Origin of the sequence: Fulvivirga maritima (genome assembly GCF_021389955.1) — a bacterium.
In the GTDB taxonomy this organism is placed as follows: domain Bacteria; phylum Bacteroidota; class Bacteroidia; order Cytophagales; family Cyclobacteriaceae; genus Fulvivirga; species Fulvivirga maritima.
Window position 1 is genome coordinate 2,691,198 of record NZ_CP089980.1, and the last position, 25,482, is coordinate 2,716,679.

Genomic DNA, 25,482 nt, shown 5'->3' on the forward strand with positions numbered 1-25,482 from the left:
CTGGCTATATATAAGTAGTAGCCAGATTCTTGAATGTCACATTGACGTGCTCGAAATGTTTTTCTATTTAAAATGGGAGAATATTTTGAGTGCCTCAATTTGACTTAAAAAATATTTTATAGTTATTATCTCTCAAAAAAAATAATCTTATCGCTTCCTACAGGCTTTCTGTTGGTTAACTTTGCACGATGGCAAAAAAAATTGTGTTTAAAGATCTTATTCTTTGGGAGGATAATGATTATATCGTAATCAACAAACCTCCTTTTATATCTACACTTAGTGATAGAAATGATCATGTAAATATTCTTTCTCTGGCTAAAGGCTATCATGAAGATGCTCAGGTAGGTCATAGGCTAGATAAAGAAACATCTGGGGCATTGGCCATAGCCAAAAATCCTGAAGCCTATCGGGAGCTGTCAATGCAGTTTGAAAACAGAAAAGTAGAAAAGCTGTACCATGCCGTGAGTGATGGTATTCATGATTTTAGCGATCTTTTAATAGACTTACCTATTCAAAAACTCTCCAATGGAACAGTGAGAATAGATAAAAGAGGAGGCAAAGAAGCTCAAACACATTTTCAAACCCTTCAGGCATTTCGCAGTCATACTTTGATCGCTTGTAAGCCTGTAACAGGTAGAATGCACCAGATCAGAATACACTTAGCTAATCAGGGAGCTCCCATTGCCGGAGATAATTATTATGGAGGAGAGTTAATTTATTTGTCTCAATTCAAAAAACATTTTAACTTGAAGAAAGAAAGTGAAGAACAGCCTTTAATTAAAAGATTGGCCCTTCATGCCAGGAGCCTGGAGTTCACTTTAATGAACGGAGATAGGAAAAGTATAGAAGCTCCTTACCCAAAAGACTATCAGGTGCTTCTAAAACAACTCGACAAATATGCATAAAAAGCGGAAGTATGTAAATATTTATGTACTGATGTTGCATATGAAATTTTATACTTCTATCTTTGCGTTCCTTTTTCAAGGAGAAAATATCTATTTCAAAAAAATAAAGCTTTTATAGCGTGGATACTTTAAGTTATAAGACAGTTTCGGCTAACAAGGCAACCGTTAACAAAGAATGGATCATCGTAGATGCTGATTCTAAAGTTCTTGGAAGGTTGGCCAGTGAGGTTGCGAAAGTAATTAGAGGGAAAAACAAGCCTGGATTCACTCCTAATGTAGATTGTGGTGATAACGTAATCGTTATTAACGCAGATAAGATCAGGCTTACCGGTAAAAAATGGACCGACAAGGTTTATGTATCACACACCGGATATCCGGGAGGACAGCGCTCTGCTACTCCTAAGGAATTAATGGCTAAGTCTTCAAGACTATTGGTAGAGAGAGCCGTAAGAGGTATGCTACCAAAAGGAAGACTAGGACGCGCCATATTTAAAAATTTATACGTGTATGAGGGTGCTGAGCATCCGCATGAAGCGCAACAACCAAAAGAAATTAAATTTTAATTGATGGAAGTAATAAGTTCAATAGGAAGAAGAAAAACTTCAGTAGCCAGAATTTATATGACTGCTGGAAATGGTGAGATCACCGTTAACAACAGAACTTTAGAAGATTACTTTCCTTCTGAGATTCTACGAACTATCGTAAGACAGCCTCTTAATATCGTAGAGGTAGACGGATCTTATGATATCAAAGTAAATGTTGATGGAGGTGGTCCTGCAGGACAAGCCGAGGCTATCCGTTTGGCTGTGTCTAGAGGTTTAGTAGATATCGATACTGAATTTAGACCCCCACTTAAAAAAGAAGGTTTCCTTACTAGGGACCCTAGAATGGTGGAAAGAAAGAAATACGGTCGTAGAAAAGCGAGAAGAAGATTCCAGTTCAGTAAGCGTTAATGCTTAAAGGCTGTAATTTTACAACCGAGAAAAAATATTATAATGGCAGATAAATTAGAATATAAAGACTTACTTGATGCTGGTGTTCACTTCGGACACTTAACGAGAAAGTGGGATCCTAGAATGGCTCAGTACATTTTCATGGAAAGGAACGGGATCCACATTATTGATTTAAATAAGACCCTTGAGTGCCTCGACAAAGCATCTTTTGCACTTAAGAACATAGTAAGATCAGGAAGAAAAGTTCTTTTTGTAGCAACTAAAAAACAAGCTCAGGATGTAGTTAATGCTGAAGCTAAAAAGTTAAATATGCCTTTCGTAACTGACAGATGGTTAGGTGGTATGTTAACTAACTTTGCTACTATCAGAAAATCATTGAAGAAAATGTCTTCAATTGATAAAATGATGAAGGACGAAGCTTACCAAAACCTTGCGAAAAGGGAAAGATTAATGGTTTCTAGAGAGAAAGAAAAACTTGAAAGAGTTTTAGGTGGTATCTCTGACCTTAATAGATTACCTGCAGCTTTATTCGTTATCGATGTGAAAAGAGAACACATTGCAGTGAAAGAAGCTCAGAAATTAAATATCCCTGTATTTGCAATGGTGGATACTAACTCTGATCCTACAGGTGTTGACTTCCCTATTCCTGCAAACGACGATGCTTTCAAATCTATCTCTTTAATTACTCAGTACGTGGGTAAGATCGTAGAAGAAGGTCTTATGGAGAGAAAGAAAGATAAAGAAGAAGCTAACTTGAAGAAGGAAGAGGAAGCTAAGAAACAGGTTGACGAAAACGAGACTGCAGAGAAGTAAAAAAAATAGATATATATTGAAAAGGAAAAAGTTGAACATTGGATTTACACTGATGTTCAATTTTTTTATGTACTAAATTAACTTTAAGCATTTATAAATTAGAAAACTATGGCTATTACAGCGAAAGACGTAAATAAGCTAAGGCAAATGACCGGTGCCGGAATGATGGACTGTAAAAAGGCACTAACTGAAGCTGACGGTGATTTTGATCAAGCAATTGACCTTCTAAGAAAAAAAGGCCAAAAAGTGTCTGCTTCTCGAGCTGATAGAGAAGTTACAGAAGGATCTGTCTTCGTTAAAACCAATGCTGAAGGTACTAAAGGTATTCTGATTGCATTAAACTGTGAGACTGACTTCGTAGGTAAAAACGAAGAGTTCTTAAACTTGGGTAACGCTATTCTTGATGTTGCCTTTGATAAAGCGCCTGCTGACATTGAGGCTCTTAAAGCTGAAAAAATTGGTGATGTTACTGTTGAAGAAAAAATTACTGAACTTGTAGGTAAAATCGGTGAAAAAATCGAAATAAGCGAGTACGTAATTGTTGATGGTGAGGCTGTAGTACCATATATCCATGCAGGAAATAAATTAGGTGTTCTTGTTTCTCTTAAAGGAGTGAACGGAGCAGACGTACAGGAAGCAGGTAAAGACGTAGGTATGCAAATAGCTGCTATGAACCCTGTAGCGGTTGATAAAGATGGTGTTGATGCTTCTACTGTAGAGAAAGAATTAGAAATTGGTAAAGAGCAAGCTAGAGCAGAAGGTAAGCCTGACGCAATCATTGAAAAAATTGCTAATGGTAAGCTTGAAAGATTCTACAAAGATAATACTTTGTTAAATCAGCAGTTTGTTAAAGATAGCTCTTTAACTGTAGCTAAATACTTAGATTCTATCAGTAAAGGTTTAACTGTATCTGAATTTAAAAGAGTTTCTATCGGATAAGGTATTATCCTAAGAATATTGAAAGGCCATTCCTAAACAGGAATGGCCTTTTTTTATGCCGTAGAAATAAGCAAGGTCAGAAAGGGCTTAAAAACTTGCGTGTAAGTAGGTAAGTTTATATCTTTGTTTAAACATTGAAATTTAGTTATGAGCAAAGTTTTAAGAATTAAATCTAGTTTCAGGGGAGACGAAGCATTTAGCACCAAGTTAGGAGATACTATTGTTGCTAAGTTAAAAGAACAGGATCCTGAAATTTCGGTTGTAGAGAGAGATATTGCGAAGAAGGATTTTCCTCACATCGATGGAGAAATTGTAGGAGCTATTTTTACTCCTGCCGAGGACAGAACAGAAGAGCAGCAAGAGCATGCTCAGATTTCGGATGAGGCTATTGCAGAGGTTATGGATGCTGATATTATAGTGATAGACGCACCTCTTTATAATTTTGGAGTACCATCTACTCTAAAAGCGTGGATAGATCATATCACTAAAGCTGGCGTAACTTTCCGTTATACTGATGCAGGTCCTGAGGGCTTGGTTAAAGGAAAGAAAGTGTATATCGCTATGGCTTCTGGTGGTGTTTATTCACAAGGAGACATGGTAGCATTTGATTTTGTAGCACCTTATTTGAAAACCATTCTTGCATTTATGGGAATGGATGACGTTACTATTTTCAGAGTTGAAGGTACTGCAGTGCCTGAATTAAAGGAATCAGCTTTAGAAAATGGTATAAACTCAGTAAGCGTATAATTGGGTAAGTTTATATATAGGGATTTGGAAACGGGCTGCTAATTTTAGCAGCCTTTTCTATTGTTCTTCGTTTTCCCTGTAGATCTGAAACTCCACCCTTCTGTTTAGATGTTTGTCCTCCTGGGTTACTTCCTTAACTATTGGTTGTGAACTTCCATAGCCTTTAGCCGAAATCCTAAATTCTTCTACTCCTCCAAAATTTACCAGATACTCTTTTATGATATCAGCTCGGTCTTGTGATAATTTCAGGTTGAAATCTTCCTTGCCATCAGAGTCTGTATGACCGTTTATGCGGAGGTAAAAGTCTGGGTTGTCTAGCATGAAATCAGCAATTTTATCTAAATCTCCATACATAGGAGTAGTTAAGTCTGCCTTGTTTTCTTCAAACTCCATAGATTGAAATTTGATTTTGCTGGATATAGGTCTTGTGGTTCTGTGCAGTTCCATCTCCCCATCTAAATAGAAAATTTCTTCTATTCTGAAGAACTCTTCTCCTTGAATAATAAGCAGGTAGTTATTATTATTGATCAAATTGAACTCGAAGCTCCCATCTGGTCTTAAGAATTTTGGCGCCACCTCTATGCCGTTATCAAGGTCAATAATAGAAACAATTCCTTTGAACGGCTCTCCATTCTCTTCGTTAGTTAAAGAACCGGTTACTCTGGTAGTAGCTCCTGGCTGAGCTTCCATAGGCACCGGAAATGAATATAAGTCGAGGTTCAGCATATTATCCTTTACCGAACGAGCATAGTACAGTTTATCTGATTTTGAGTCTATAGTGAAGTAAAATTCACTGCCCGGCCCGTTAACTAACGGACCAATGTTTTGTGGTTCGGTCCAGTTATCTCCATCATAGTAGGACTTATAGATATCAAATTCTCCGAAATTAAGGTTTTGGCCATTGGAGCTAAAATAGAGAACGTGCTTTTTGAGATGAAAAAACGGACTCACTTCAGAGTTTCTGGTGTTAATGATCGGTCCCATGTTTTTAGCCTTGCCCCATTTACCATTTTCATCTTTAGTGCTATAGTAAATATCAGAAAGACCAAAGCCTCCTATTCTGTCGGAGGCAAAATAGAGTGTATCTTCGTTGTGAGAAAGAGAGGGATGCGAATCCCAGGTAATACTGTTGATGTCGGCTCCCAAGTTGGTAGCTACTCCCCATGTACTATCTTCTTCCAGGTGGCTAACAAAAAGGTCGCAGTCTCCGTAGGAATCCGGAGAATTACATCTGGCGAAAAACATGGTTTTACCATCTTTGCTTAAGGTGGCTGAGCCTTCATTGTATTGGGTGTTTAACTTTTTCAGTTCCGTAGCCTTATTCCATCCGTTGTATTCATAACGGGTCATAAAAAGATCTTCATCATTAACCGGATCTACTCCACGAAAGTGAGAATTTCTTTTAGAAGTGAATATTAATACATCATCATTAGAGCTCAGGGTAGGAGCATAATCTGATAAGTCTGAGTTTACTATGTCTCCCATATTAAGCAGTACGCTTCTAGGAGGAATCAGTGTGTCAACCTCTTTTCTATAGTCAACCAGCTCATAATAATACTTTAAAGGCACATAATAATCTTTCTCATTAGTAGTAAGAGAATCATAATAAGCCTCAATTTCATTAATATCAATATCTTCTCGGTGGTGTTTTAATACCAGCTTATAGAGTAATTGTGCCTCGTGCGTTCTACCTTGTATTTCTGTCAATTTGGCTAGCTGCCAGAGCCAGTAGGTGTCGCGGTAAAAGTTCATTACACCAAAGTTTTTCACATACGCTCTAAGGGCTGGGTATAGCTTTTCCCAATCTTTTTGAGCATGAAGTTTTTTTATGGTTTTTAGCTTGCTTTCATTATAATAATAAGGCACCTTGTTCACATTAGGGAAGTTAAACAGATCAGAGTCGCTAAATCTTGACACTGAGTCGTTAACATTTAATACACCCCCTGATTTATGAACCTGGTTAAATGCAACACTATTAAAGAAGGTAATAATAATTATAATTAAACCTCCTCGATTCATCCACGTCAACCACCTCTTCTTTTTAGTGTTGAACCTAAGTTTGTTATAGGAAAGTAATTTTTTCAAATGAGTTTAAAAAATGTTTTTTGGCATAGCTATTGACCTTTACTTGGTCAATCCGAAATTTAGGAAATTTGTATTAATAATGTGTCATTATGGCATATTAAAGTATTTAAGACAACATATATGTTCAATAAATTGTTTTTTTCAGATCTAGTGCAGGACGACTCAGAAGACTTAATACAACTTATTAATCCAGAGGAAAGTTCAAAAGAGGATCTGGATAACCTACCTGAGGAGGTATCTATACTACCCATAAGGAATACTGTGCTATTTCCCGGAGTAGTAATTCCTATCACCGTAGGAAGGAAAAAATCAATCAAACTGGTAAAGGATGCTTATCAGGGAGATAGGTTTATAGGAGTTGTAGCGCAAAAGAATATAAATACTGAAGATCCTGCCATAGATGATATATATCAGATAGGTACTGTAGCTAAGATTATCAAAATGCTGGTATTGCCTGATGGTAATACTACCATAATTATTCAAGGTAAAAGCAGGTTCTCTATTAAGGAGATAAAGCAGGAAGAGCCTTATATTACTGCAGGGATAGAGCTTTTAACCAGCACTTATCCTAAAGATGATGAGAAAGAGATAAAGGCTATTATTCAATCATTAAAAGATGCTGCTTCAAAAATATTAAAGCTTAATCCTGAGATACCGCAAGAGGCTCAAATGGCCTTAGATAATATTCATGATTTAGGCTTTCTTACGCACTTCCTTTCATCTAACCTTAATGCCGAAGTAGCTGATAAGCAAAAGCTTTTAGAAATTAACGACGGCAGTGAAAGAGCTACTCTACTACTTCAGTATATGCTGAAAGAAATTCAGCTTTTGGAACTGAAATATGATATTCAGAAAAAAGTACATACTGATATAGATCAGCAGCAAAGAGATTATTATCTCAGACAGCAGATCAAGGTGCTTCAAGATGAGCTGGGGCATGATGGACCAGATCAGGAAGTGGAGGCTTTGCGTAAGCGGGGAGAAGAAAAGAACTGGCCTGATGAAGTAGCTACGCATTTCAATAAGGAGCTGGATAAGATCTTAAGAATGAATCCAGCGGCAGCAGAATATCCGGTGGCCATGAATTACGTGGAGCTGATGCTGGACCTGCCTTGGAATGAGTTTACTGAGGATGATTTTGATCTTAAGCGTGCTAAGAAAATTCTGGACAAAGATCACTTTGGAATGGAAAAAGTGAAGGACAGAATTATAGAATACCTGGCAGTGCTTAAGTTAAAGCAAGATATGAAAGGCCCTATTTTATGTCTTTATGGCCCTCCAGGAGTAGGTAAAACCTCTTTAGGTAGATCTATAGCCAAAGCCCTAAAAAGGAAATATGTCAGAATGTCACTTGGTGGTGTGCATGATGAGGCCGAAATAAGAGGTCATAGAAAAACCTATGTAGGAGCGCTTCCAGGTAAGATTATTCAGAATTTAAAAAAGGCCAAATCTTCAAATCCAGTATTTATTTTGGATGAAATAGATAAGGTAAGTTCAGATTTTAGAGGAGACCCTGCCTCTGCTTTGCTAGAGGTGCTTGATCCTGAGCAGAATAGTGAATTTGTAGATAACTACCTGGAACTGGAGTATGACCTCTCTAAAGTATTATTTATAGCTACGGCTAATTCTTTGGAAACTATCCATCCGGCACTTAGAGATAGAATGGAGATCATAGAGATTTCAGGATATACTCAGGAAGAGAAAGTGGAGATAGCTAAAAAGCACCTTATTCCTAAGCAGAAAAAGGAACATGGGTTGAAGTCTAAAGATGCTACCTTCCAGAAAAAGGCTATTGAAAAAGTAATAGAAGGGTATACCAGAGAATCCGGAGTGAGAAGTCTTGAAAGGACATTAGGCTCTGTGGTTAGAAACGTAGCTAAATCAATAGCTATGGATGAGGAGTATAACCAAACTATAACTGCTGAGGAAGTGGTGAAAGTTTTAGGTGGAGAAAGATTTGACAAGGAGCTTTATCAGGGCAATGATATCGCCGGTGTGGTTACAGGTTTAGCCTGGACCCAAGTAGGTGGAGAGATTTTATTTATAGAATCGAGCCTTAGTAAAGGAAAGGGCAAGTTAACCCTCTCAGGACAATTAGGCGATGTAATGAAAGAATCGGCTATGGCCGCTGTTTCATATTTAAGAGCCAATGCTGAGTCCTTGGGGATAGATCATCGTGCTTTTGATCAATATGATCTGCATGTGCACGTGCCCGCCGGAGCAGTGCCTAAAGATGGCCCTTCTGCCGGTATTACTATGCTTACTTCTTTGGCTTCTATTTATACTCAGAGAAAGGTGAAAGATAAGCTGGCTATGACCGGAGAGATCACTTTAAGAGGTAAAGTATTGCCCGTAGGAGGAATTAAAGAAAAAATCCTGGCGGCTAAAAGGGCTGGAATTAAGGAGATAATTCTATCGGAAAGAAATAAACGTGATATTGAGGAGATCGATGACCGATACATTAAAGACCTTAAAATAAATTATGTAAGTAATATTGGCGAGGTGTTAAATATCGCCTTATTGAAAGAGAAGGTGAAGGGCCCGATGAAGTTTAGTTTTGCCGATCCGGCTAATAAGGAATAAGTTTGAGCTTCATTGGAGCATTTATGAACAAAATCATAATCATAGCCGGCCTTCTGTTTACCTGCCTTACTACGTACGGACAGGTGGGAGGCCGGCGTTCTTTTGAGTTTATGAATGTTCCTTCATCAGCCAGAGCAGCGGGACTTGGAGGAGTAAATGTTTCTCTTTATAATGAAGATATTAACCTGCTATATAATAACCCTGCGGCAGTAGGAGACAGCTTGGGTGGGTATGTTTCGTTTAATTATCTCTCTTATTTTGCTGATGTTAATGCCGTTTCCTTCGTTTATAAGCATGATTTTGACAAGTGGGGTAGTTGGTATATAGGAACTCATCATTTAGGATATGGTGACATAGATAGTTATGATGATACTGGTGCCGCTTTAGGAGATTTTAGTGCAGGAGAAACTGTATTTTATATTGGCAAGAGCCATCAGATAGGTAGTTTTACTATGGGAGCCACCTTAAAATACATTAATTCAAGCATAGATGCTTACAGTGCTAATGCGCTGGCTATGGATTTAGGGGGTGTATTTAAACATCCTACATTAAACCTTACAGCTGGTCTGGTGTTTAAAAATATTGGCGTAGTGTTTAGCGACTATACGGAAACCGCAGATAGCAGACTGCCTTTTGATTTGCAGGCTGGTGTGAGTTTTAAGCCGGAGCATATGCCTTTCAGATTTTCTTTTACAGGTTATAACCTGGCCAGAGAAAATGACATTTATTACGGAGGAGCGGATGAAGATGCGCCGGGAACCTTCGATAAAGTTTTTAGACATGTGGTAGTAGGAGCAGAATTACTGATTAGTAAAAACTTGAACTTCAGGTTTGGGTATAACCATTTAATCAGAGAGGAGCTTAAGTTGGAAGACGGAGCGCATGGAGCGGGCTTTTCTTATGGTCTTATGTTTAGAATCAAGGCCTTTGAATTTGCCTATAGCCGGGGAGGCTATCATGCGGCAGGAGCTTCTAATAGTTTTACAATTACTGCCAATACAAATTTATTTTTAAGAAAAGGAAAAATTTAGATATGATAAATCAGGAAACATATTTCACCCCCAGGCAGATAGTGGAAGAGCTTGATAAATACATTATCGGGCAAAAAGATGCCAAAAGAAACGTAGCCATAGCCCTGCGAAACAGATGGAGGCGTATGAACGTGAAGAGTGAAATGCAAGGTGAAATTGTGCCTAATAATATATTAATGATAGGCGCTACAGGAGTGGGTAAAACCGAGATAGCCCGTAGGTTAGCTAAAATTGCCAACGCTCCTTTTACCAAAGTAGAAGCCTCCAAATTTACTGAGGTAGGTTATGTAGGTCGTGACGTGGAGAGCATGGTGAGAGATTTGGTGGAGCAGTCAGTAAACCTTGTAAAAGCAGAGAAGAAGGAAGAGGTAAAGGTAAAAGCTGAGCAAATTGTAGAAGATATTATTCTTGATGCTTTAATTCCTCCTATTAAGGGAGATAATGGAGCGGCTAAAAACCCAGCTTCTACTGAGACTGTAACTGGTGAGCTGCCAGTAACTGATGGTGAGCTTAACGAAAGAACCAGAGAGCGTTTCAGAGAGAAAATCAGAAATGGTGAGTTGGAAGACCGTAAGATTGATATCAACGTGAAGAAACCAGCTAACCCTGGTGTAGGAATGATTGGTGGAGGTATGATGGATGAATCATCTATGATCAATCTGCAGGAGATGATTAGCGGCATGATGCCTAAAAAGAGCAAGAAGCGTAAAGTGACTATCTCTGAGGCCAGAAAGATCCTCGTAGAGGAAGAATCAGCCAAGCTAATAGACATGGATGAGGTAAAAGACCTGGCAATACAGAAGGCTGAAAACACAGGAATCATCTTTGTGGATGAAATTGATAAAATTGCTGCCGGAGGGTCAGGTAAAAAAGGCGGCGGAGGCCCGGATGTAAGTAGAGAAGGTGTGCAGAGAGACCTTTTGCCTATTGTGGAAGGAAGCACCGTAAACACAAAATATGGATTGATAAAAACAGATCATATCCTGTTTATTGCTGCCGGAGCTTTTCATGTGGCTAAGCCTTCAGATCTTATTCCAGAGCTTCAGGGTAGGTTCCCTATCAGAGTGGAGCTGGATAACCTCACTAAAGAAGACTTCTATCATATTTTGAAAGAGCCTAAAAATGCTTTGACAAAACAATATGAAGCATTGCTGGATTCTGAAAACGTAGTGCTTACCTTCCAGGAAGAAGCGTTAGAAGAAATTGCAGAAAAGGCCTTCCAGATTAATGCTGAGGTTGAAAATATAGGAGCAAGAAGATTGCACACTGTAATGAGTCAGCTATTAAATGAGTTTTTATTTGATGTGCCTGATAAAATTGGTCCTAATGCTAATATTGTTATTACCAGAGAAATGGTTCAGGATAAACTAGCCGGACTAATTACTAACAAAGACTTAAGCGAATTTATATTGTAATACGAGTTTGCTAACATTAAAAAAGGCTATTGCAGAGGTTTTGCGATAGCCTTTTTGGTTTTATTGATTGCGGTTGGTTAGCAATGTTCCAATGCACATGGCTCTTGTACAGTTTCAAACTCAAGGGTGGCATGGTTAACGTGCAGCTCATCCAGCAAGCTTCTCACCTTGCTTTTAATATCAGCAAGTTCTTCTATGCTTTTGCTGGAGTTGACTACCAGGTGAGCACTAAAGATATTGTATTCTCCATCTAGCGTCCATAAGTGGCAGTCGTGTACTTCATTAATGTCTGGAAGCTCTTCTATTTTGGCTTTTATTTTGTCGATCTCTAAGTGTCTGGGGGTTCCTTGTAAAATAATGGTGAAGCTTTTCTTTAAGTTTTTAAATACATTGAAAAGTATAAAAGCAGATATACCTAAAGAAAGCAATGGGTCTATTATTGGTGCATCTACAAAATGCATCACTATGGCCCCAATGAGTACCGCTACCCAACCGAGCACATCTTCTAAAAGATGAAGAGAAACTACTTCTTCATTAAGAGAACTTCCTTTTCTAAGTCTGAGTACTGCAGCTCCGTTAATAAGTATTCCTACTACAGCCAGCCCGATCATTCCCTTAGTTTCAGGTTGTTCAGGATTGAAAATACGGGGAATAGCTTCGTATATGATGAATATAGAGCCTGAGAAAAGAATTATTGAGTTGATAATAGCTCCCAGGAGTGAAAATCGCTTATAGCCATAAGAGAATGTTTTATCCCGGCCTTTACCGGAAAGGTTTTGAAAATACCATGAGAGTCCTAAGCTTAGGCTGTCACCCAGATCATGAAGCGCATCAGATAGAATAGCGATGCTGTTAGTGAGGATGCCGCCTACAATTTCAATAATAGTAAAGCCTAGGTTTAGAAAAAAGGCTACTTTAATATTGCCCGAACCATGATGGTGATGGTGCCCGTGATGATGATGTGAGTGATCGTGTGCCATAATTTTACAGCCTTAAAGGTACAAAGCAAATATAAGCTATGCCAGCTGATACCTATTCCATTCTTGTGGTAAGATGCAGTGCTTTTTGTTTATATTTATGCCGCATTAATAACAAACCATGCCCGATGAAATATTTCCTGACTTCATTATTCGCATTTTATATTACTTTTTCAATAGCTCAATATCCAAATGTGGAGCTGCCAGCGCAGAAAAGTCTTACTGAACCTGACGTAGCCATTAGCCTGAAAAGAGAAAACAATATGGTGATATCCTCTTCACAAGGGGAAATGTTTTACTCTAATGATGCTGGTGCTACCTGGAACACGTCTTCTTTGGGTTTAACGGCTGAAGGGGTAACGGTAATTTCTGATAATAAAGGAGTGTTTTATGCTTTTGCCTCTAAAGGAGATGAAATAATAGGATTTAAATCTAAAGATGATGGCGCCACCTGGGAGGAAGAAGGCAGGCAGTCAATTCCTAATTTAGTGAATTATCAGGTAGTTAATAATGTGAATAACGGCAGTTTAGGTTTCACTTACGTGGAAAAATCTGAAAAGGATGGCTGTACTAATACCGTTTATTACTCTGATTTAAATGGAGGTAAAAAATGGGGTAAGCCAGAAAAGGTGACAGAGAGCCCATGTGGTGAGCAGTATATTACGGGTAGTTCTGTAGGTTTTAGTCCAGATGATCGTATGTATGTATCCTGGCTCAATACAGAGTTAGGCATATGGATGGACAGAAGCTATGATAAAGGCAAAACATGGCTGCGAAAAGATATTAAGGTTACTGATTATTTCGCTGGAGATTCATTAGCAGTAGCTGGGCTGCAAAACTACAAAACAGTGCCTCAGCTTATCCTGGATGTTACAGCTACTCAATACCGTGGTGGTTTATATGTCACTTGGAATGATGAGAGACCCACCGCTGGGAACAACGTGTATTTCATTTCATCAAGAAACAATGGAGATTATTGGAATACCATCGGCCAGGTAAATACTGAAGGAGAGGGAGCTCATTTTATGCCTGTTATGGCTCAGGATCATGAGGTAGGCGTGATTTATATTGTGTACTATCAACGGGAGAGTAAAGAGAGTATGGCTACCGATGTGATTATGGCTTATTCTATTGATGGCGGTAGCAGTTTTGTGAATAAAAAGCTTACCAATGAGCCTTTTGAAATGGATCCAAATCTTAGTGCAGGACTTTCACTGAAAGCTCATAACGGAAATATTGTAGCCGCATGGACTCAACATGCTAATGGCCAAGCTACCCTCGTTACTTCTATGGTCACTCAAAAGCAGCTTGTGCCAGAATTGAAAACGCCGCAAGGCAAAAAGAAGAAGTGATTAAAGGTTCTTCTTTAAAAACTTCTTAAGTGTTTTTACCTCGTCTTTTTTAATGGCTGGGAAGTTCGCTATTCTAAAGGAGTCAGCTTTGTTGGCTCCATAACCGTTCCCGAGGATTATACCTTCCTGCGCCGCTTTTTCTTTTAGCTCCTGTACTCTTTCAGGTTCACCTTTTATCACCAGCACGGTAGTAGATCTTACATCTTCATTTTCAATTAGCCATGAATAGTCTTCACTGGCATCATCAATTAATTCGGCGTAAGCTTTAAACCTTTTCTTTAGCTTTTTCTCTACTTTTAAAATCTCCTTTCTGCCTTCCATAACACGCATAAGCAGATATATGCCCATAACGTTTGGCGTGTAAGTGGTTTGATAATCTCTCATTTTATCAACCATAAAAGGTAGACTATTATAGTGATCTACTTTGTTTAGCTCTTTAGCTCTGGCTATGGCATTGGGTGAGCATACCATTACACCTAAGCCAGCGGGCAGGCCAAAGCATTTTTGCACTGAAGCATACCAAATATCGGCATTATTAAAATTTAAGGCAGCGCCAGCCATAGAAGAGGTGGCGTCTACACCTATAAGATGGTTAGGGTATTTCTTTCGTAATTTGGCTATTCTGGCATTAGAAATCTGAGTACCATTAGAAGTTTCATTTTGAGTAATGCAGATTAACCCCGTTTCTGAAGATAAGTCTAGCTCACCGGTTTTCAACTCCTGCTCTTGGTCAAACTGATAGCCAATGGCATAAGGGCTGATTTTTTTCGTATAGTCAAACCATTTTTCGCCAAAAGCACCACTGTAGAAGTGGTAGCTATTAGTGTCTATAACAGACTGAGCTATGATCTCCCAGCATTCAGTAGCTGAGGAGGTGAAGAAGATAGTATAGCTCTCCGGTATGTTTAACCGGTCTTTTAGTAAGCCTACGGTTTTAGCGCACATTTTCATAAAAGCATCGCTTCTATGGTTTATGCTTAGTATCCCTTTGTCATACGCCTCTTGCACATAAGCGGGAATATTTTCGTCTACGCGGGAAGGCCCGGGGTAGAAATTGATCATGAATTTTGCTTTTTATTAAGTAGATAAGTAAGCGCCAGCAGGTAGCCCTCAAGACCCAGCCCTGATATCATACCTATGCATTCTTTGCTAATAATACTTTTATGTCTGAACTCCTCTCGGGCATAAATGTTTGAGATATGCACTTCTATTACCGGAGTGGTAACAGCAGCAATAGCATCAGAAATAGCTACTGAGGTGTGGGTATAGGCGCCTGCATTTAAAATGATACCATCATAAGAAAAGCCTACTTCCTGGATTTTACCTACCAGTTCGCCCTCTATGTTTGATTGGAAGTACTCCAATTCACAATCACTGAAGTTTGATTTTATTTTGTTGAAAAAACTTTCAAAATCCTGATTTCCATATACTTCTGGCTCTCTTTTTCCTAAGAGGTTCAGATTAGGGCCATTAACAATTAATATTTTCATGATATCTTTAAAGTCGCATTCAAAAATACAGTTATTCTCAGGGCACACCTAAACAATTGGTGAACCTTAGAAAAAATAATCATGATTTGGGATACAGCAATACAGCAATTTAAGAACTATATCAGGCTTGAAAGATCACTTTCTGCGAACTCCGTAGAAGCCTATATTCATGATATTGTAAAACTAAAACAGTTTGCCGAGATGTCCAATGGGCAAGTGTTACCATTAGATGTTTCTTCTGCTCACTTACAGGATTTTTTAGAGTATGTCAATGAGCTGGGCATGACTCCTCATTCACAAGCTCGAATATTATCTGGCATTAAGGCATTTTATAAATATTTGATGTATGAAGACCTGATAGATAAAGATCCTACAGCGCTCATAGAAGGTCCTAAGCTGGGCAGAAAGCTGCCAGATACACTTAGCTTTAATGAGATAGAGCAATTGTTTAATGCCATCGATCATTCTACGCCGGAAGGTCAGCGTAACCGTGCTATGTTGGAGGTGCTTTACAGCTCAGGCCTGAGGGTTTCTGAGCTAATAGACCTTCGGCTTACCAATATTTACGAAGACATAGGCTTTCTGAGGATTATTGGTAAAGGCGATAAGGAACGGCTTGTACCTGTAGGTAGAGATGCTCTTAAATACCTCAAAATTTATATTGAAGAAGTGAGAGTCCACCTAAACATAGCCGATGGCCATGAAAACTATGCTTTTTTAAACCGAAGAGGGAAGAAGCTGACGCGGGTGATGATATTTACTATTATCAAAAACCTGGCGAGCAGCATTGGCATGACCAAGAGCATAAGTCCACATACATTCAGACATTCATTTGCCACTCACCTGATAGAAGGTGGAGCAGACCTAAGAGCCGTGCAGGAAATGCTCGGCCATGAATCCATCACCACCACTGAAATATATACCCACCTGGACCGGGATTATTTAAAACAAGTAATTCAGGAGTTTCACCCCAGGAGTTGATAATTCTTGAAGAGAAGAAGGGAGTTGTTTAATAGATTGAGATAATTAGGTGAGGACTCAAACCGTACACCCCACCTGTTCATAATAGAACATCTGAAAATGAGAATATGCCTTCCTACTCCATATAAGTAACTGGCATACTATTGGTTGTTAAAAATATTTCTATCGAAATTTCGTTTGACATCCATGAATAAGCTGAAAATGTTTTTCTGGCATTGCTCAGGGGCTAATATAAAGTTACTGGAAAAGTGCCCAACAGACAGTACTAAATATGTAGGTGTAGGTGCTACTATTTTCTTTACAGGCCTTTTTGCTGCTCTTGCAGGAGGTTATGCCCTTTTTACAATCACAGCTAACCCGTGGTGGTCTGTGGTGTTTGGCCTGGTGTGGGGGTTTATGATTTTTAACCTGGACAGGTATGTGGTTTCCAGCATGCGGAAAAAAGGAAAGCCTTTTAAAGAATTCGCCTTAGCCACTCCCAGAATTATTTTAGCACTGCTTATTTCTTTGGTAATAGCCAAGCCTTTAGAGATGAAGATCTTCGAAAATGAAATTAAGGGAGAGCTTAGTGTTATGGAGCAAGAGCTGTTTGCCCGTCAAGAAGGGCAAGTGGCCTCACGATTTACGTCTCAGCGCCAGCAGCTGGTTTCAGAAATCGATAATCTGAAAGGTGAAATTCTGGCCAAAGAAAATCGTAGGAATGAATTGCGAAAAATAGCACAGCAAGAGGCTGATGGTACTGGTGGTACCGGGAAAAGGAATCCAGGTCCCATTTATCAGATTAAAAAGGCAGATGCTGACCGGGTAGATGCCGAGTTGCAGGAGTTGTCGGCTCAAAATAATGCCTTAATCACTCAGAAATCTAAAGAACTGCGAGAGCTCGACGCGGAGATGAAAGGAGATATGCATGAGCTGGAGCAAAGTAAACTGGATGGACCAGCAGCCAGAATGGAAGCGCTAGACAGACTCACCAGTGAGAGTGAAGCTATTTATATGGCCAATCTTTTTATAATCCTCCTTTTTATAGCCATTGAAACAGCTCCTATTTTTGTAAAGCTGATTTCAGGCAGAGGTCCTTATGATCATTTGTTAAGTATAGAAGAACACAGCTTTTTCCTTCAAAAAACAGAAGTGATGGCCGCTGCTAACTCCAGCGTGAAAGGTCGGTCAGAGAAACTGGCAGACATGGAAAAGGAATTTGTAAAAAAGCAATTAGACGTCAGTTTAGACAATCAATAGAAAAGTAAGGTGCTTTTTATGAATTTAATGGTGAAGGTTTTTCATTATGCTATCTTTGCACCAGCAAAATAATTAACCCTTATCCCGTGTATAAATCTTTAATTAGGCCCTTGCTGTTCAAGGCTGACCCTGAAAAAGTACATCATTTTACTTTTAACCTTTTGAAAGCGCTTAGCCCGCTGCCTGGTATTAAAGGCATGTGGAGGAGTATGTTTTGTTATGAGCATAAAAGCTTAGAGAGAGAACTTTTCGGTATCCGGTTTAAAAATCCGGTAGGGCTGGCTGCAGGTTTTGATAAGGATGCACAGGTAGTAGATGAGTTAGCTTGTCTGGGGTTTGGGCATCTTGAAATAGGCACGGTAACACCAAAAGGGCAGCCAGGAAATGATAAACCTCGTTTATTTCGTTTGCCTGAAGATAAAGCTATTATTAATCGAATGGGCTTTAATAATGACGGGGCAATAGCCGCTGTAGAGCGACTGAAAAAAAGAAAGTCTGATGTGATTATCGGAGGTAATATTGGTAAAAATAAAGTGACTCCTAATGAGCTGGCTTTTGAAGATTACGAATATTGCTTTGAGACTTTATATCCTGTGGTTGATTATTTTGTGCTCAATGTAAGCTCTCCTAATACACCTAATTTGAGGGAGTTGCAAGATAAGGAGCCTCTTACTAAGTTGCTCAAAGCAGTGATCAACCTGAACTTGCAAAAGGAAAAACCCAAGCCTATCCTTTTGAAAATTGCCCCTGATTTAACAGAAGGTCAACTAGATGATATAGTAGAGATAGTAAAAGAGGTGAAGCTCGATGGCTTAATCGCCCATAATACAACTATCTCGAGAGAAGAACTAAAGACCTCGGCTAGCAGAGTGCAAGAGATAGGTGCCGGTGGGCTCAGTGGTAAGCCTCTTACCCAGAGATCAACCGAAATACTGAAATATTTGAGAGGTAAGCTAGGTATGGAGTTTCCTATAATATCAGTAGGTGGTATTATGTCAGCTGAAGATGCACTGGAGAAACTTGAAGCTGGGGCTTCGCTTATTCAGGTATACACAGGATTTATCTATGAAGGCCCCGCTTTGATAAAACAAATCAATAAAGCATTGGTGTCTCTTCTAAAGAGTTGATTTTAAGTATTATATTTTACATTTTGAGATAGAAGATGGATAAGGGTACCTCATTTTAGTGCGGCTCTTTTTGTAATGAGTCGCAAAAAAAATGAACAACCGCCTTACATTTTTTGTCTGGATATGGCGTTAATTTTTTATTAGCTTTGTCTTTTTTATAACATGGCCAAAAACACATATAAATCAAATACATTTAAGCAAACTAAGAAAAAGGAAAAGAGCAGTACTAGCAAAAAGCTGAAGTTTAACTTCAAATTAAGCTTTTTAAAAGACAGGCGTTTTCACCTTACTTTTGGCTTTTTTCTACTTATTAGTTCGCTGTTTTTACTTACGGCTTTTATCTCTTACCTATTTACCGGCAAGGCAGATCAGAGTGTAGTAGAAGCTATTGGGCAAACAGGAATCATTGAGTCTGGTAGAGAAGCTGAAAACTGGTTGGGATCGGCCGGAGCTTACATTTCTCACTATTTTATATTCCGTTGGTTTGGCCTGGCAGCCTTTTTTACACCGCCATTACTGTTTATTATTGGCTATAAAATAGTATTCAGGAAGCAGCTGGTTTCTATTTATTCTATGCTTGTGTTTAGCCTGTTCTTCACTATCTGGCTAAGCATATTATTAGGTTATCTGGTTTTCAGTACCGAAGGCGTTTCAGAATGGGGCTTTTTAAGTGGAGGCATCGGTTATCAATTATCCATAGTACTGGAAGGTCTGATAGGCTGGGGTACTATTCTATTACTTATTTTCTCATTGATAGCTTTCATTATTTATTTCTTTAACGTTACCACTATTCTGGGCTTTAAAGGCAAAATAAAAGATGGTGTAGAGGATATAGAAAAAGGACTAAGTGGCAAAGAAACTGCTGATGATAAAGTGGAGGGCTATGTAGATGAAAAGGATAATTGGCCTGAGAAAAAAGAAGAAATAAAACCTGAGGTGAAAAAACCGCAGGAAGAGCCTCCTAAACAAAATGAGGTGTTATTAGAACAGAAGCCTGTAAATACACCTAAAAAAGAAAGTAGTCCTGGGTTAGAGCTTGATGTTACTATTCCTGAACGTAAAAAAGTAGAGACTGAAGGCCCTGAGTTCTCTGTATATGATGAGGTGAAAAAGGAAAATACCGCCTCAGTGCAAGAAAACTATGACCCTACTTTAGATCTGGGATCTTATAAATACCCTACGCTTCAGTTATTAGATGAATTTGATACCGGAGTTATTCAGGTTACGAAAGAAGAGCTTGAGCAGAATAAAGATAAAATCATTGAGACCTTAGTCAATTTCAAAATTGGTATTTCCAGCATTAAAGCGACTATAGGACCAACTGTAACTTTATATGAAATAGTGCCGGAAGCCGGGGTTAAAATTTCAAAGATTAAAAACCTGGAAGATGATATAGCCCTTTCTCTTGCTGCCTTAGGAATTCGTATTATTGCGCCAATCCCGGGGAAAGGTACCATTGGTATAGAGGTTCCGAATGAAAACAGAGAGATGGTAGGGATCAAATCAGTACTCTCTACTGAGAAGTTCATGAAGAGCGATAAGGAGCTTCCTGTGGCACTGGGTAAAACTATTTCTAACGAGGTGCATGTGATTGACCTGGCAAAAATGCCTCACATTCTTATGGCTGGAGCTACAGGTCAGGGTAAGTCAGTAGGATTGAATGTATTGCTTACTAGCTTACTTTATAAAAAGCACCCTTCACAGCTCAAGTTTGTATTAGTTGACCCTAAAAAGGTGGAGCTTACGCTATTTAATAAAATAGAAAGACACTTTCTGGCTAAGCTGCCAAATAGCGAAGAAGCCATTATTACTGATACGAAGAAGGTGGTTAATACCCTCAATTCCTTGTGTATTGAAATGGATAACCGCTATGACTTGCTTAAAGATGCTGGCTCCAGAAACCTGAAAGAGTATAACGCTAAGTTTGTAAACAGAAGGCTTAACCCTGAAAAGGGGCACCGCTTCTTGCCTTACATAGTGTTGGTGATAGATGAGTTAGCAGATTTAATGATGACCGCAGGTAAAGAGGTAGAGACCCCTATTGCCAGGCTGGCTCAGTTGGCCAGGGCTATTGGTATTCACTTGGTTGTGGCTACGCAAAGACCTTCAGTTAACGTAATTACGGGTATAATTAAGGCTAACTTCCCGGCGCGTTTATCTTTCCGTGTTACCTCTAAAATAGATTCAAGAACTATTCTAGATACTGGCGGGGCTGATCAGCTGATTGGTATGGGAGATATGTTGCTTTCACAAGGATCTGATATGATTCGTCTTCAGTGTGCTTTTGTAGATACACCTGAGGTGGAAAGAATATGTGATTACATTGGCGAGCAAAGAGGATATGAATCGGCCTACATCTTGCCAGAATATTCAGGTGATGATGAAAGCTCAGGTATAGGAGAGGTAGATCTGTCAGACAGAGATGCTCTTTTTGATGATGCAGCCAGATTGATAGTGCTACATCAGCAAGGAAGTACTTCGCTTATACAAAGAAAATTAAAGCTAGGCTATAATCGAGCAGGTAGGCTTATAGATCAATTAGAGGCCGCTGGCATAGTTGGACCTTTCGAAGGAAGTAAGGCTCGTGAAGTTTTAATTCCTGATGAATACAGTTTGGAACAGTTATTGAATGATCTATAACCAGTGCAGGGTTAATTTGTTATAAATAGGGAAATATGGCTTTTTTTGTGCCTCCCTTATATATTTTTTTACCTTTGCACGCTATGTTGAGATTTAAAACTTAAAAAAGAACCATACTGTAATGAAAAAATTTTCTTTCACCCTCATGTTTGTCCTAATCGGAATAATTGCTTTTGCTCAGAAAGATCCTGAAGCGAAGCAAATATTAGATGCAATGAGCACTAAAATGAAGCAGATACCTGCATATAGTGCTGATATTACTTCCGCCATGGTCAATGAGGTAGATAATATTAATGAGGAGTTTGGCGGTAAGATCACCGTAAAAGGTGATATGTATAAGTTGGAAATGGATGATCAGGTAGTCATTAATAATGGCACTACCGTATGGACTTATCTGCCAGACGTGAATGAAGTAAATATTGATAACTACAGCCCTACTGAGGATGAAATTTCTCCTTCAAAAATATATGAGGCATACAAAAGTGGTTATAAATATATGTTGGTAAACCCAGCAGCATCAATGAATGGTGAAACTGTAGCTGAAGTAGATTTAGTGCCTAATGATAAAGATGCTCAGTTTTTTAAGATTAAGCTTTTCATCTCTCAAAAGACTAAAAACCTGAAAGGTTGGACTATGTTTGACAAATCAGGTAATCAGTACGAATACACTATTAAGAATTTCAAGACTAACATTAGTCCTAAAGATTCATTCTTTGCTTTCGATACCGCTAAATATCCTGGTGTAGAGGTAATTGATTTGAGATAGAATAGTAAAAACATATAAGATAAAAAAGGGTGTATTAGCACCCTTTTTTTATTTTTGCTTGTATGAACAAAGCAGAACTGATATCCCAAATACGTCAAAAAAAATCATACTTATGTGTGGGTCTGGATACAGACCTGGAGAAAATTCCTCAATTTCTGCTTGAGTATGAAGACCCTATCTTTGAGTTTAACAAGCGCATCATAGATGCTACTAAAGATTTTGCGGTTGCCTATAAGCCTAATATTGCTTTTTATGAAGCTCTGGGTGCTAAAGGTTGGCAAAGTCTGGAGAAAACAGTTGAGTATATTCCAAAAGAAATTTTCACTATTGCTGATGCTAAGCGAGGAGATATTGGTAATACCTCTAAGCTCTATGCAAAGGCCTTTTTTGAAAATATGGATTTTGACTCAATCACAGTAGCTCCTTACATGGGTGAAGATTCAGTGGCTCCTTTTCTGGACTTTCCAGGAAAATGGGTTATTTTACTTGCTCATACTTCTAACCATGGAAGTAATGACTTTCAGCTGATGACTAACAGAGAGCATGACACGGCTTTTTATGAGGAGGTGATAAGAAAAAGTAGAGAGTGGGCTAATGATGATCAGCTGATGTTTGTGGTAGGCGCTACCCGTGCCGATAAAATAGGGCAGATACGAGAGATCGCTCCTAATAACTTCTTTTTAGTGCCAGGTGTAGGTGCACAAGGAGGTAGTTTAGAAGAGGTTTCTAAGTATGGAATGAACAAAGACTGCGGTTTATTGGTGAATTCTTCAAGAGGAATTATTTATGCCTCTAAAGGTGAGGACTTCGCTGAAGCGGCGGGTAAGGAGGCTCACTCACTCCAACAGCAAATGGAGCAACATCTGGCAGCGTTTAAAACTGTTTAATGCAGGAAGCATTTCTTCATTTTATATGGAAATTTCAATATTTTGATAAAACCGAACTAGCTACCCGGGATCATCAGATGGTGAATGTGCTGTTCCCGGGTACGCATAATACTGACGCTGGCCCAGACTTTAGTGAGGCTAAAATAATAGTGGCAGGCTTGCAGTGGAATGGGCAGGTAGAGCTGCATGTAAAGGCTTCTGAATGGAAGCATCATGGGCATCATACAGATCCTGCTTATGATAACGTGATACTGCACGTGGTTTGGGATAATGATAAGCCCGTTCAAAGAACAGATGGCTCTTTCATACCTACCATCGAACTAAAAAACAGAGTTGACGAAGCATTGATTCTCAACTATAAGCACCTCATCAATAATCCTTTTACCATTCCTTGTCATGAGCAATTACAGCAGGTGTCAGATATTACCTGGGTAACTATGCTGGATAAAACTTTAACTGAAAGATTGCAGCAAAAGGCCGCTCTGGTGATAGAGGTTTTAGAGGCTAATAATAATGATTGGGAAGAGACGGCCTACAGGCTTTTATGCCGGAATATGGGTTTCAAAATAAACTCAGAGGCCTTTTATGAATTGGCTAAATCATTACCTTATAAAATCATAAGAAAGCATGCTGATAGTCCTTTGCAGGTAGAAGCGTTACTCTTTGGGCAAGCTAATCTTTTTGATGATGATCTGGATGAGCCCTATCAAAATGAGCTTAAAAAGGAATATGCCTTTTTGAAAAATAAATATTCGTTAGAGCAAAATCTAACTTCTGCACACTGGAAACTTCTTCGCTTACGGCCGGCCAATTTCCCTACCGTGAGATTGGCGCAGCTGAGCAAAATTTTAATAAATAACCTGCACCTGTTTAATAAATTCCTCACGATTAATGAAGCGGGTAGTGTGGTAGAGATCTTCAAATTTCCTTTGAGCGATTACTGGCAAAAACATTATCAATGGGGAAAGGAGGCTGCTAAAACGGGGCATGAGATAGGGCAGTCTAGCATAGATAATATCCTTATTAATACCGTAGTGCCTTTGATGGTGGCCTATGGCACCTATATGGATAATAATATTTATGTTGATAAAGCAATTGCCCTGCTGGAGAAAATTAAAAGCGAAAAGAATAAAATCGTAGACATCTGGACGAACCTGGAGAGGAAGCCTTTGTCTGCCTATGATAGCCAGGCGGTGATTCAGCTCTTTAATAATTATTGTAAAAGGAGGCGGTGCCTTTCTTGTAGTATAGGTCTTTCATTGGTCAGGAGCAAGTGAGCATATTTATATTAATACTAAACTTCATCTTTATAGGCTTTATTATAAAGAAGTTATACCATCAATATCACTTTTTAGGGAAGCCTGTTTTCTTTTCAGCTATCATTTTTAAATTTAGTGCCACATTGGCTTTAGGCTGGTTGTATCTCTATTATTATAAAGGGGGAGACATTATCAATTACTTTAAGCATGGTAGTGCTTTAACAGACTTGCTACTTGCTGATCCTGCAAAATATCTTGATATTTTATTAAGTCAGATGACATATGATGGCTTTCAAGGGCAACCGGGGATCGTGTTTATGTCTAAATTAGTTAGTGTTGTTAATGCGCTTACGTATAATAACTTTTGGCTGTCCTCACTCTTTCTTTCATTGTTTGCCTTGTCAGGGATGCTTTACTTGGCGAAAGCCGTCATTTATATTTTTCCTGGAAACAGGCTGGCCATCTGCGTATCACTGCTTTTTTGGCCATCTCTCATTTTTTGGAGCTCTGGTTTATTAAAAGAGGTCATTGCTGTTGGTGCAATTGGGTATATTTTGGGTGTTTTCTTAAGGTGGTACTTACAAAATGATAAGCCAAGAGTTATTGCTATTTTCAGAACCGTCTTCATGCTTTGGCTTCTGTGGCAGGTGAAATATTATTACTGTGGCGTGTTATTGCTCATGATGCTAGTAATTGGCGGTACTCATTTGATTAACCATTTTAAAGGAAGTACTTCAACCAGGCAATCTGTCATTATTTTTTCTGTGCTTTTAGTTGTCATTACTTTAGGCGTAACCAGGCTACATCCTAATTTTTACCTGGAGCGGCTGGCGGAGGTTATTGTAGATAACTATTATACTTATCATCAAATTTCAGATCCGGAAGATGTTATTAATTATGGTAATCTTCATCCTGATTTTTTCAGTATTGCCGTTCATACACCGCAGGCTTTGTTTGCAGGTTTTTTTAGGCCAATTATTGGTGAGAGTGCGTATTGGCTTAAGGTTATTTCCGGTCTTGAAAATCTCTTATTGTTTTTTTTATTTATAGCCGCCTTTTTTAAAAAAATCAGAAGGCAACCTAAAATTAATACAATTTTAATGGCTTCTATTTTCTATTGTATTATTTTGGCGGTGTTTTTAGCCCTTTCGGCTCCAAATTTCGGGACTTTGGTGAGATATAAAGTGGGCTTTCTACCAGTATTCTTGCTTTTAGTTTGTATACAAAACCCTTTGATAGAAAAGGTTAATAAATTGATAAAATAGCCACTTAAATGTAGCTTTGTCGTTTCAA

At 38.7% G+C, this 25,482-nt stretch carries 22 protein-coding genes; 18 read left to right on the forward strand and 4 right to left on the reverse strand.

From position 1 onward, the window contains the following. The first annotated feature begins 188 nt into the window (after window positions 1-188). The 6 genes from LVD15_RS11515 to LVD15_RS11540 all read left to right on the forward strand — a co-directional run bounded on the left by LVD15_RS11515 (window position 189) and on the right by LVD15_RS11540 (window position 4,357). Entirely contained in the window at window positions 189-905 is a 717-nt protein-coding gene (locus LVD15_RS11515) for an RluA family pseudouridine synthase (protein ID WP_233780476.1), read from the forward strand. A 119-nt stretch (window positions 906-1,024) separates the two neighbouring features. Continuing rightward, window positions 1,025-1,468: a 50S ribosomal protein L13 gene (gene rplM, locus LVD15_RS11520; protein WP_233780477.1), complete on the forward strand. Its 444-nt coding sequence runs from the start codon at window positions 1,025-1,027 to the stop codon at window positions 1,466-1,468. Window positions 1,469-1,471: 3 nt separating this feature from the next. Further along, window positions 1,472-1,858 carry a 30S ribosomal protein S9 gene (gene rpsI, locus LVD15_RS11525; RefSeq protein WP_233780478.1) on the forward strand — a complete coding sequence of 129 codons (387 nt, stop codon included), beginning with the start codon at window positions 1,472-1,474 and terminating at the stop codon, window positions 1,856-1,858. Between the two features lie 42 nt (window positions 1,859-1,900). Then, entirely contained in the window at window positions 1,901-2,671 is a 771-nt protein-coding gene (rpsB, locus tag LVD15_RS11530) for a 30S ribosomal protein S2 (RefSeq protein ID WP_233780479.1), read from the forward strand. Window positions 2,672-2,779: 108 nt separating this feature from the next. After that, window positions 2,780-3,610, forward strand: coding sequence for a translation elongation factor Ts (gene tsf / locus LVD15_RS11535; RefSeq protein WP_233780480.1), 831 nt, complete (start codon window positions 2,780-2,782; stop codon window positions 3,608-3,610). A 147-nt stretch (window positions 3,611-3,757) separates the two neighbouring features. Further along, window positions 3,758-4,357: an FMN-dependent NADH-azoreductase gene (locus LVD15_RS11540; protein ID WP_233780481.1), complete on the forward strand. Its 600-nt coding sequence runs from the start codon at window positions 3,758-3,760 to the stop codon at window positions 4,355-4,357. A gap of 57 nt (window positions 4,358-4,414) precedes the next feature. On the opposite strand, the gene LVD15_RS11545 is transcribed toward LVD15_RS11540, so the two are convergent. After that, window positions 4,415-6,274, reverse strand: a complete 1,860-nt coding sequence (locus LVD15_RS11545; protein ID WP_233780482.1) for an OmpA family protein — start codon at window positions 6,272-6,274, stop codon at window positions 4,415-4,417. A gap of 288 nt (window positions 6,275-6,562) precedes the next feature. Between LVD15_RS11545 and lon the strand changes: the two genes are divergently transcribed. From lon to hslU, 3 genes are read left to right on the forward strand one after another with little or no spacing between them, the layout of a single operon-like run. Then, complete coding sequence (lon, locus tag LVD15_RS11550) at window positions 6,563-9,025, forward strand: endopeptidase La (RefSeq protein WP_233780483.1); 2,463 nt, start codon at window positions 6,563-6,565, stop codon at window positions 9,023-9,025. A 23-nt stretch (window positions 9,026-9,048) separates the two neighbouring features. Then, window positions 9,049-10,056, forward strand: coding sequence for a type IX secretion system protein PorQ (porQ, locus tag LVD15_RS11555; RefSeq protein WP_233780484.1), 1,008 nt, complete (start codon window positions 9,049-9,051; stop codon window positions 10,054-10,056). 2 nt (window positions 10,057-10,058) lie between these two features. Beyond that, on the forward strand, window positions 10,059-11,471 hold the full coding sequence (gene hslU, locus LVD15_RS11560; protein ID WP_233780485.1) for an ATP-dependent protease ATPase subunit HslU: 1,413 nt from the start codon (window positions 10,059-10,061) through the stop codon (window positions 11,469-11,471). Between the two features lie 77 nt (window positions 11,472-11,548). Here the strand turns inward: hslU and LVD15_RS11565 are convergent, their stop codons facing one another. Further along, entirely contained in the window at window positions 11,549-12,451 is a 903-nt protein-coding gene (locus LVD15_RS11565) for a cation diffusion facilitator family transporter (RefSeq protein ID WP_233780486.1), read from the reverse strand. A gap of 125 nt (window positions 12,452-12,576) precedes the next feature. Here LVD15_RS11565 and LVD15_RS11570 point away from each other — a divergent pair, with 125 nt between their 5' ends. Continuing rightward, a complete protein-coding gene (locus tag LVD15_RS11570; protein ID WP_233780487.1) occupies window positions 12,577-13,800 on the forward strand; it encodes a WD40/YVTN/BNR-like repeat-containing protein in 1,224 nt (407 codons plus the stop codon). Here LVD15_RS11570 and LVD15_RS11575 read toward each other — a convergent pair whose 3' ends face one another. Together LVD15_RS11575 and aroQ are read right to left on the reverse strand one after the other, a co-directional pair. Next, window positions 13,801-14,862, reverse strand: coding sequence for an aminotransferase class V-fold PLP-dependent enzyme (locus tag LVD15_RS11575; protein WP_233780488.1), 1,062 nt, complete (start codon window positions 14,860-14,862; stop codon window positions 13,801-13,803). Continuing rightward, complete coding sequence (aroQ, locus tag LVD15_RS11580; protein WP_233780489.1) at window positions 14,859-15,290, reverse strand: type II 3-dehydroquinate dehydratase; 432 nt, start codon at window positions 15,288-15,290, stop codon at window positions 14,859-14,861. The genes LVD15_RS11575 and aroQ overlap by 4 nt, the downstream gene beginning before the upstream one ends. Before the next feature lie 81 nt (window positions 15,291-15,371). On the opposite strand from aroQ, the gene xerD reads away from it, so the two are divergent. The 8 genes from xerD (at window position 15,372) to LVD15_RS11620 (ending at window position 25,454) form a co-directional block, all read left to right on the forward strand. After that, window positions 15,372-16,271 carry a site-specific tyrosine recombinase XerD gene (gene xerD / locus LVD15_RS11585; RefSeq protein WP_233780490.1) on the forward strand — a complete coding sequence of 300 codons (900 nt, stop codon included), beginning with the start codon at window positions 15,372-15,374 and terminating at the stop codon, window positions 16,269-16,271. Window positions 16,272-16,457: 186 nt separating this feature from the next. Further along, window positions 16,458-17,510, forward strand: a complete 1,053-nt coding sequence (locus LVD15_RS11590) for a DUF4407 domain-containing protein (protein ID WP_233780491.1) — start codon at window positions 16,458-16,460, stop codon at window positions 17,508-17,510. 86 nt (window positions 17,511-17,596) lie between these two features. Continuing rightward, window positions 17,597-18,637, forward strand: a complete 1,041-nt coding sequence (locus tag LVD15_RS11595) for a quinone-dependent dihydroorotate dehydrogenase (RefSeq protein ID WP_233780492.1) — start codon at window positions 17,597-17,599, stop codon at window positions 18,635-18,637. Between the two features lie 162 nt (window positions 18,638-18,799). Beyond that, window positions 18,800-21,277 (forward strand): FtsK/SpoIIIE family DNA translocase, encoded by a 2,478-nt coding sequence (locus LVD15_RS11600; protein WP_233780493.1) that lies wholly within the window; start codon window positions 18,800-18,802, stop codon window positions 21,275-21,277. Between the two features lie 121 nt (window positions 21,278-21,398). Beyond that, window positions 21,399-22,043: an outer membrane lipoprotein periplasmic chaperone LolA1 gene (gene lolA1 / locus LVD15_RS11605; RefSeq protein WP_233780494.1), complete on the forward strand. Its 645-nt coding sequence runs from the start codon at window positions 21,399-21,401 to the stop codon at window positions 22,041-22,043. Between the two features lie 62 nt (window positions 22,044-22,105). Continuing rightward, window positions 22,106-22,930: an orotidine-5'-phosphate decarboxylase gene (pyrF, locus tag LVD15_RS11610; RefSeq protein WP_233780495.1), complete on the forward strand. Its 825-nt coding sequence runs from the start codon at window positions 22,106-22,108 to the stop codon at window positions 22,928-22,930. Continuing rightward, the gene (locus LVD15_RS11615; protein ID WP_233780496.1) at window positions 22,930-24,207 is read left to right on the forward strand and encodes a DUF2851 family protein; all 1,278 of its coding nucleotides are present in this window, start codon (window positions 22,930-22,932) and stop codon (window positions 24,205-24,207) included. Before pyrF ends, LVD15_RS11615 begins: the two co-directional genes overlap by 1 nt. Before the next feature lie 125 nt (window positions 24,208-24,332). Then, entirely contained in the window at window positions 24,333-25,454 is a 1,122-nt protein-coding gene (locus LVD15_RS11620; RefSeq protein WP_233780497.1) for a hypothetical protein, read from the forward strand. Window positions 25,455-25,482: the final 28 nt, after the last annotated feature.

Bases quoted from the DNA above. Each gene is read 5' to 3' on its own strand.
- LVD15_RS11570 (WP_233780487.1), top strand. From the start codon at position 12,577: ATGAAATATTTCCTGACTTCATTATTCGCATTTTATATTACTTTTTCA.
- LVD15_RS11590 (WP_233780491.1), top strand. From the start codon at position 16,458: ATGAATAAGCTGAAAATGTTTTTCTGGCATTGCTCAGGGGCTAATATA.
- LVD15_RS11575 (WP_233780488.1), bottom strand. From the start codon at position 14,862: ATGATCAATTTCTACCCCGGGCCTTCCCGCGTAGACGAAAATATTCCC.
- porQ (WP_233780484.1), top strand. From the start codon at position 9,049: ATGAACAAAATCATAATCATAGCCGGCCTTCTGTTTACCTGCCTTACT.
- pyrF (WP_233780495.1), top strand. From the start codon at position 22,106: ATGAACAAAGCAGAACTGATATCCCAAATACGTCAAAAAAAATCATAC.
- LVD15_RS11615 (WP_233780496.1), top strand. From the start codon at position 22,930: ATGCAGGAAGCATTTCTTCATTTTATATGGAAATTTCAATATTTTGAT.
- aroQ (WP_233780489.1), bottom strand. From the start codon at position 15,290: ATGAAAATATTAATTGTTAATGGCCCTAATCTGAACCTCTTAGGAAAA.
- LVD15_RS11515 (WP_233780476.1), top strand. From the start codon at position 189: ATGGCAAAAAAAATTGTGTTTAAAGATCTTATTCTTTGGGAGGATAAT.
- LVD15_RS11600 (WP_233780493.1), top strand. From the start codon at position 18,800: ATGGCCAAAAACACATATAAATCAAATACATTTAAGCAAACTAAGAAA.
- lolA1 (WP_233780494.1), top strand. From the start codon at position 21,399: ATGAAAAAATTTTCTTTCACCCTCATGTTTGTCCTAATCGGAATAATT.
- LVD15_RS11565 (WP_233780486.1), bottom strand. From the start codon at position 12,451: ATGGCACACGATCACTCACATCATCATCACGGGCACCATCACCATCAT.
- rpsB (WP_233780479.1), top strand. From the start codon at position 1,901: ATGGCAGATAAATTAGAATATAAAGACTTACTTGATGCTGGTGTTCAC.
- xerD (WP_233780490.1), top strand. From the start codon at position 15,372: ATGATTTGGGATACAGCAATACAGCAATTTAAGAACTATATCAGGCTT.
- rpsI (WP_233780478.1), top strand. From the start codon at position 1,472: ATGGAAGTAATAAGTTCAATAGGAAGAAGAAAAACTTCAGTAGCCAGA.
- hslU (WP_233780485.1), top strand. From the start codon at position 10,059: ATGATAAATCAGGAAACATATTTCACCCCCAGGCAGATAGTGGAAGAG.
- tsf (WP_233780480.1), top strand. From the start codon at position 2,780: ATGGCTATTACAGCGAAAGACGTAAATAAGCTAAGGCAAATGACCGGT.
- LVD15_RS11540 (WP_233780481.1), top strand. From the start codon at position 3,758: ATGAGCAAAGTTTTAAGAATTAAATCTAGTTTCAGGGGAGACGAAGCA.
- lon (WP_233780483.1), top strand. From the start codon at position 6,563: ATGTTCAATAAATTGTTTTTTTCAGATCTAGTGCAGGACGACTCAGAA.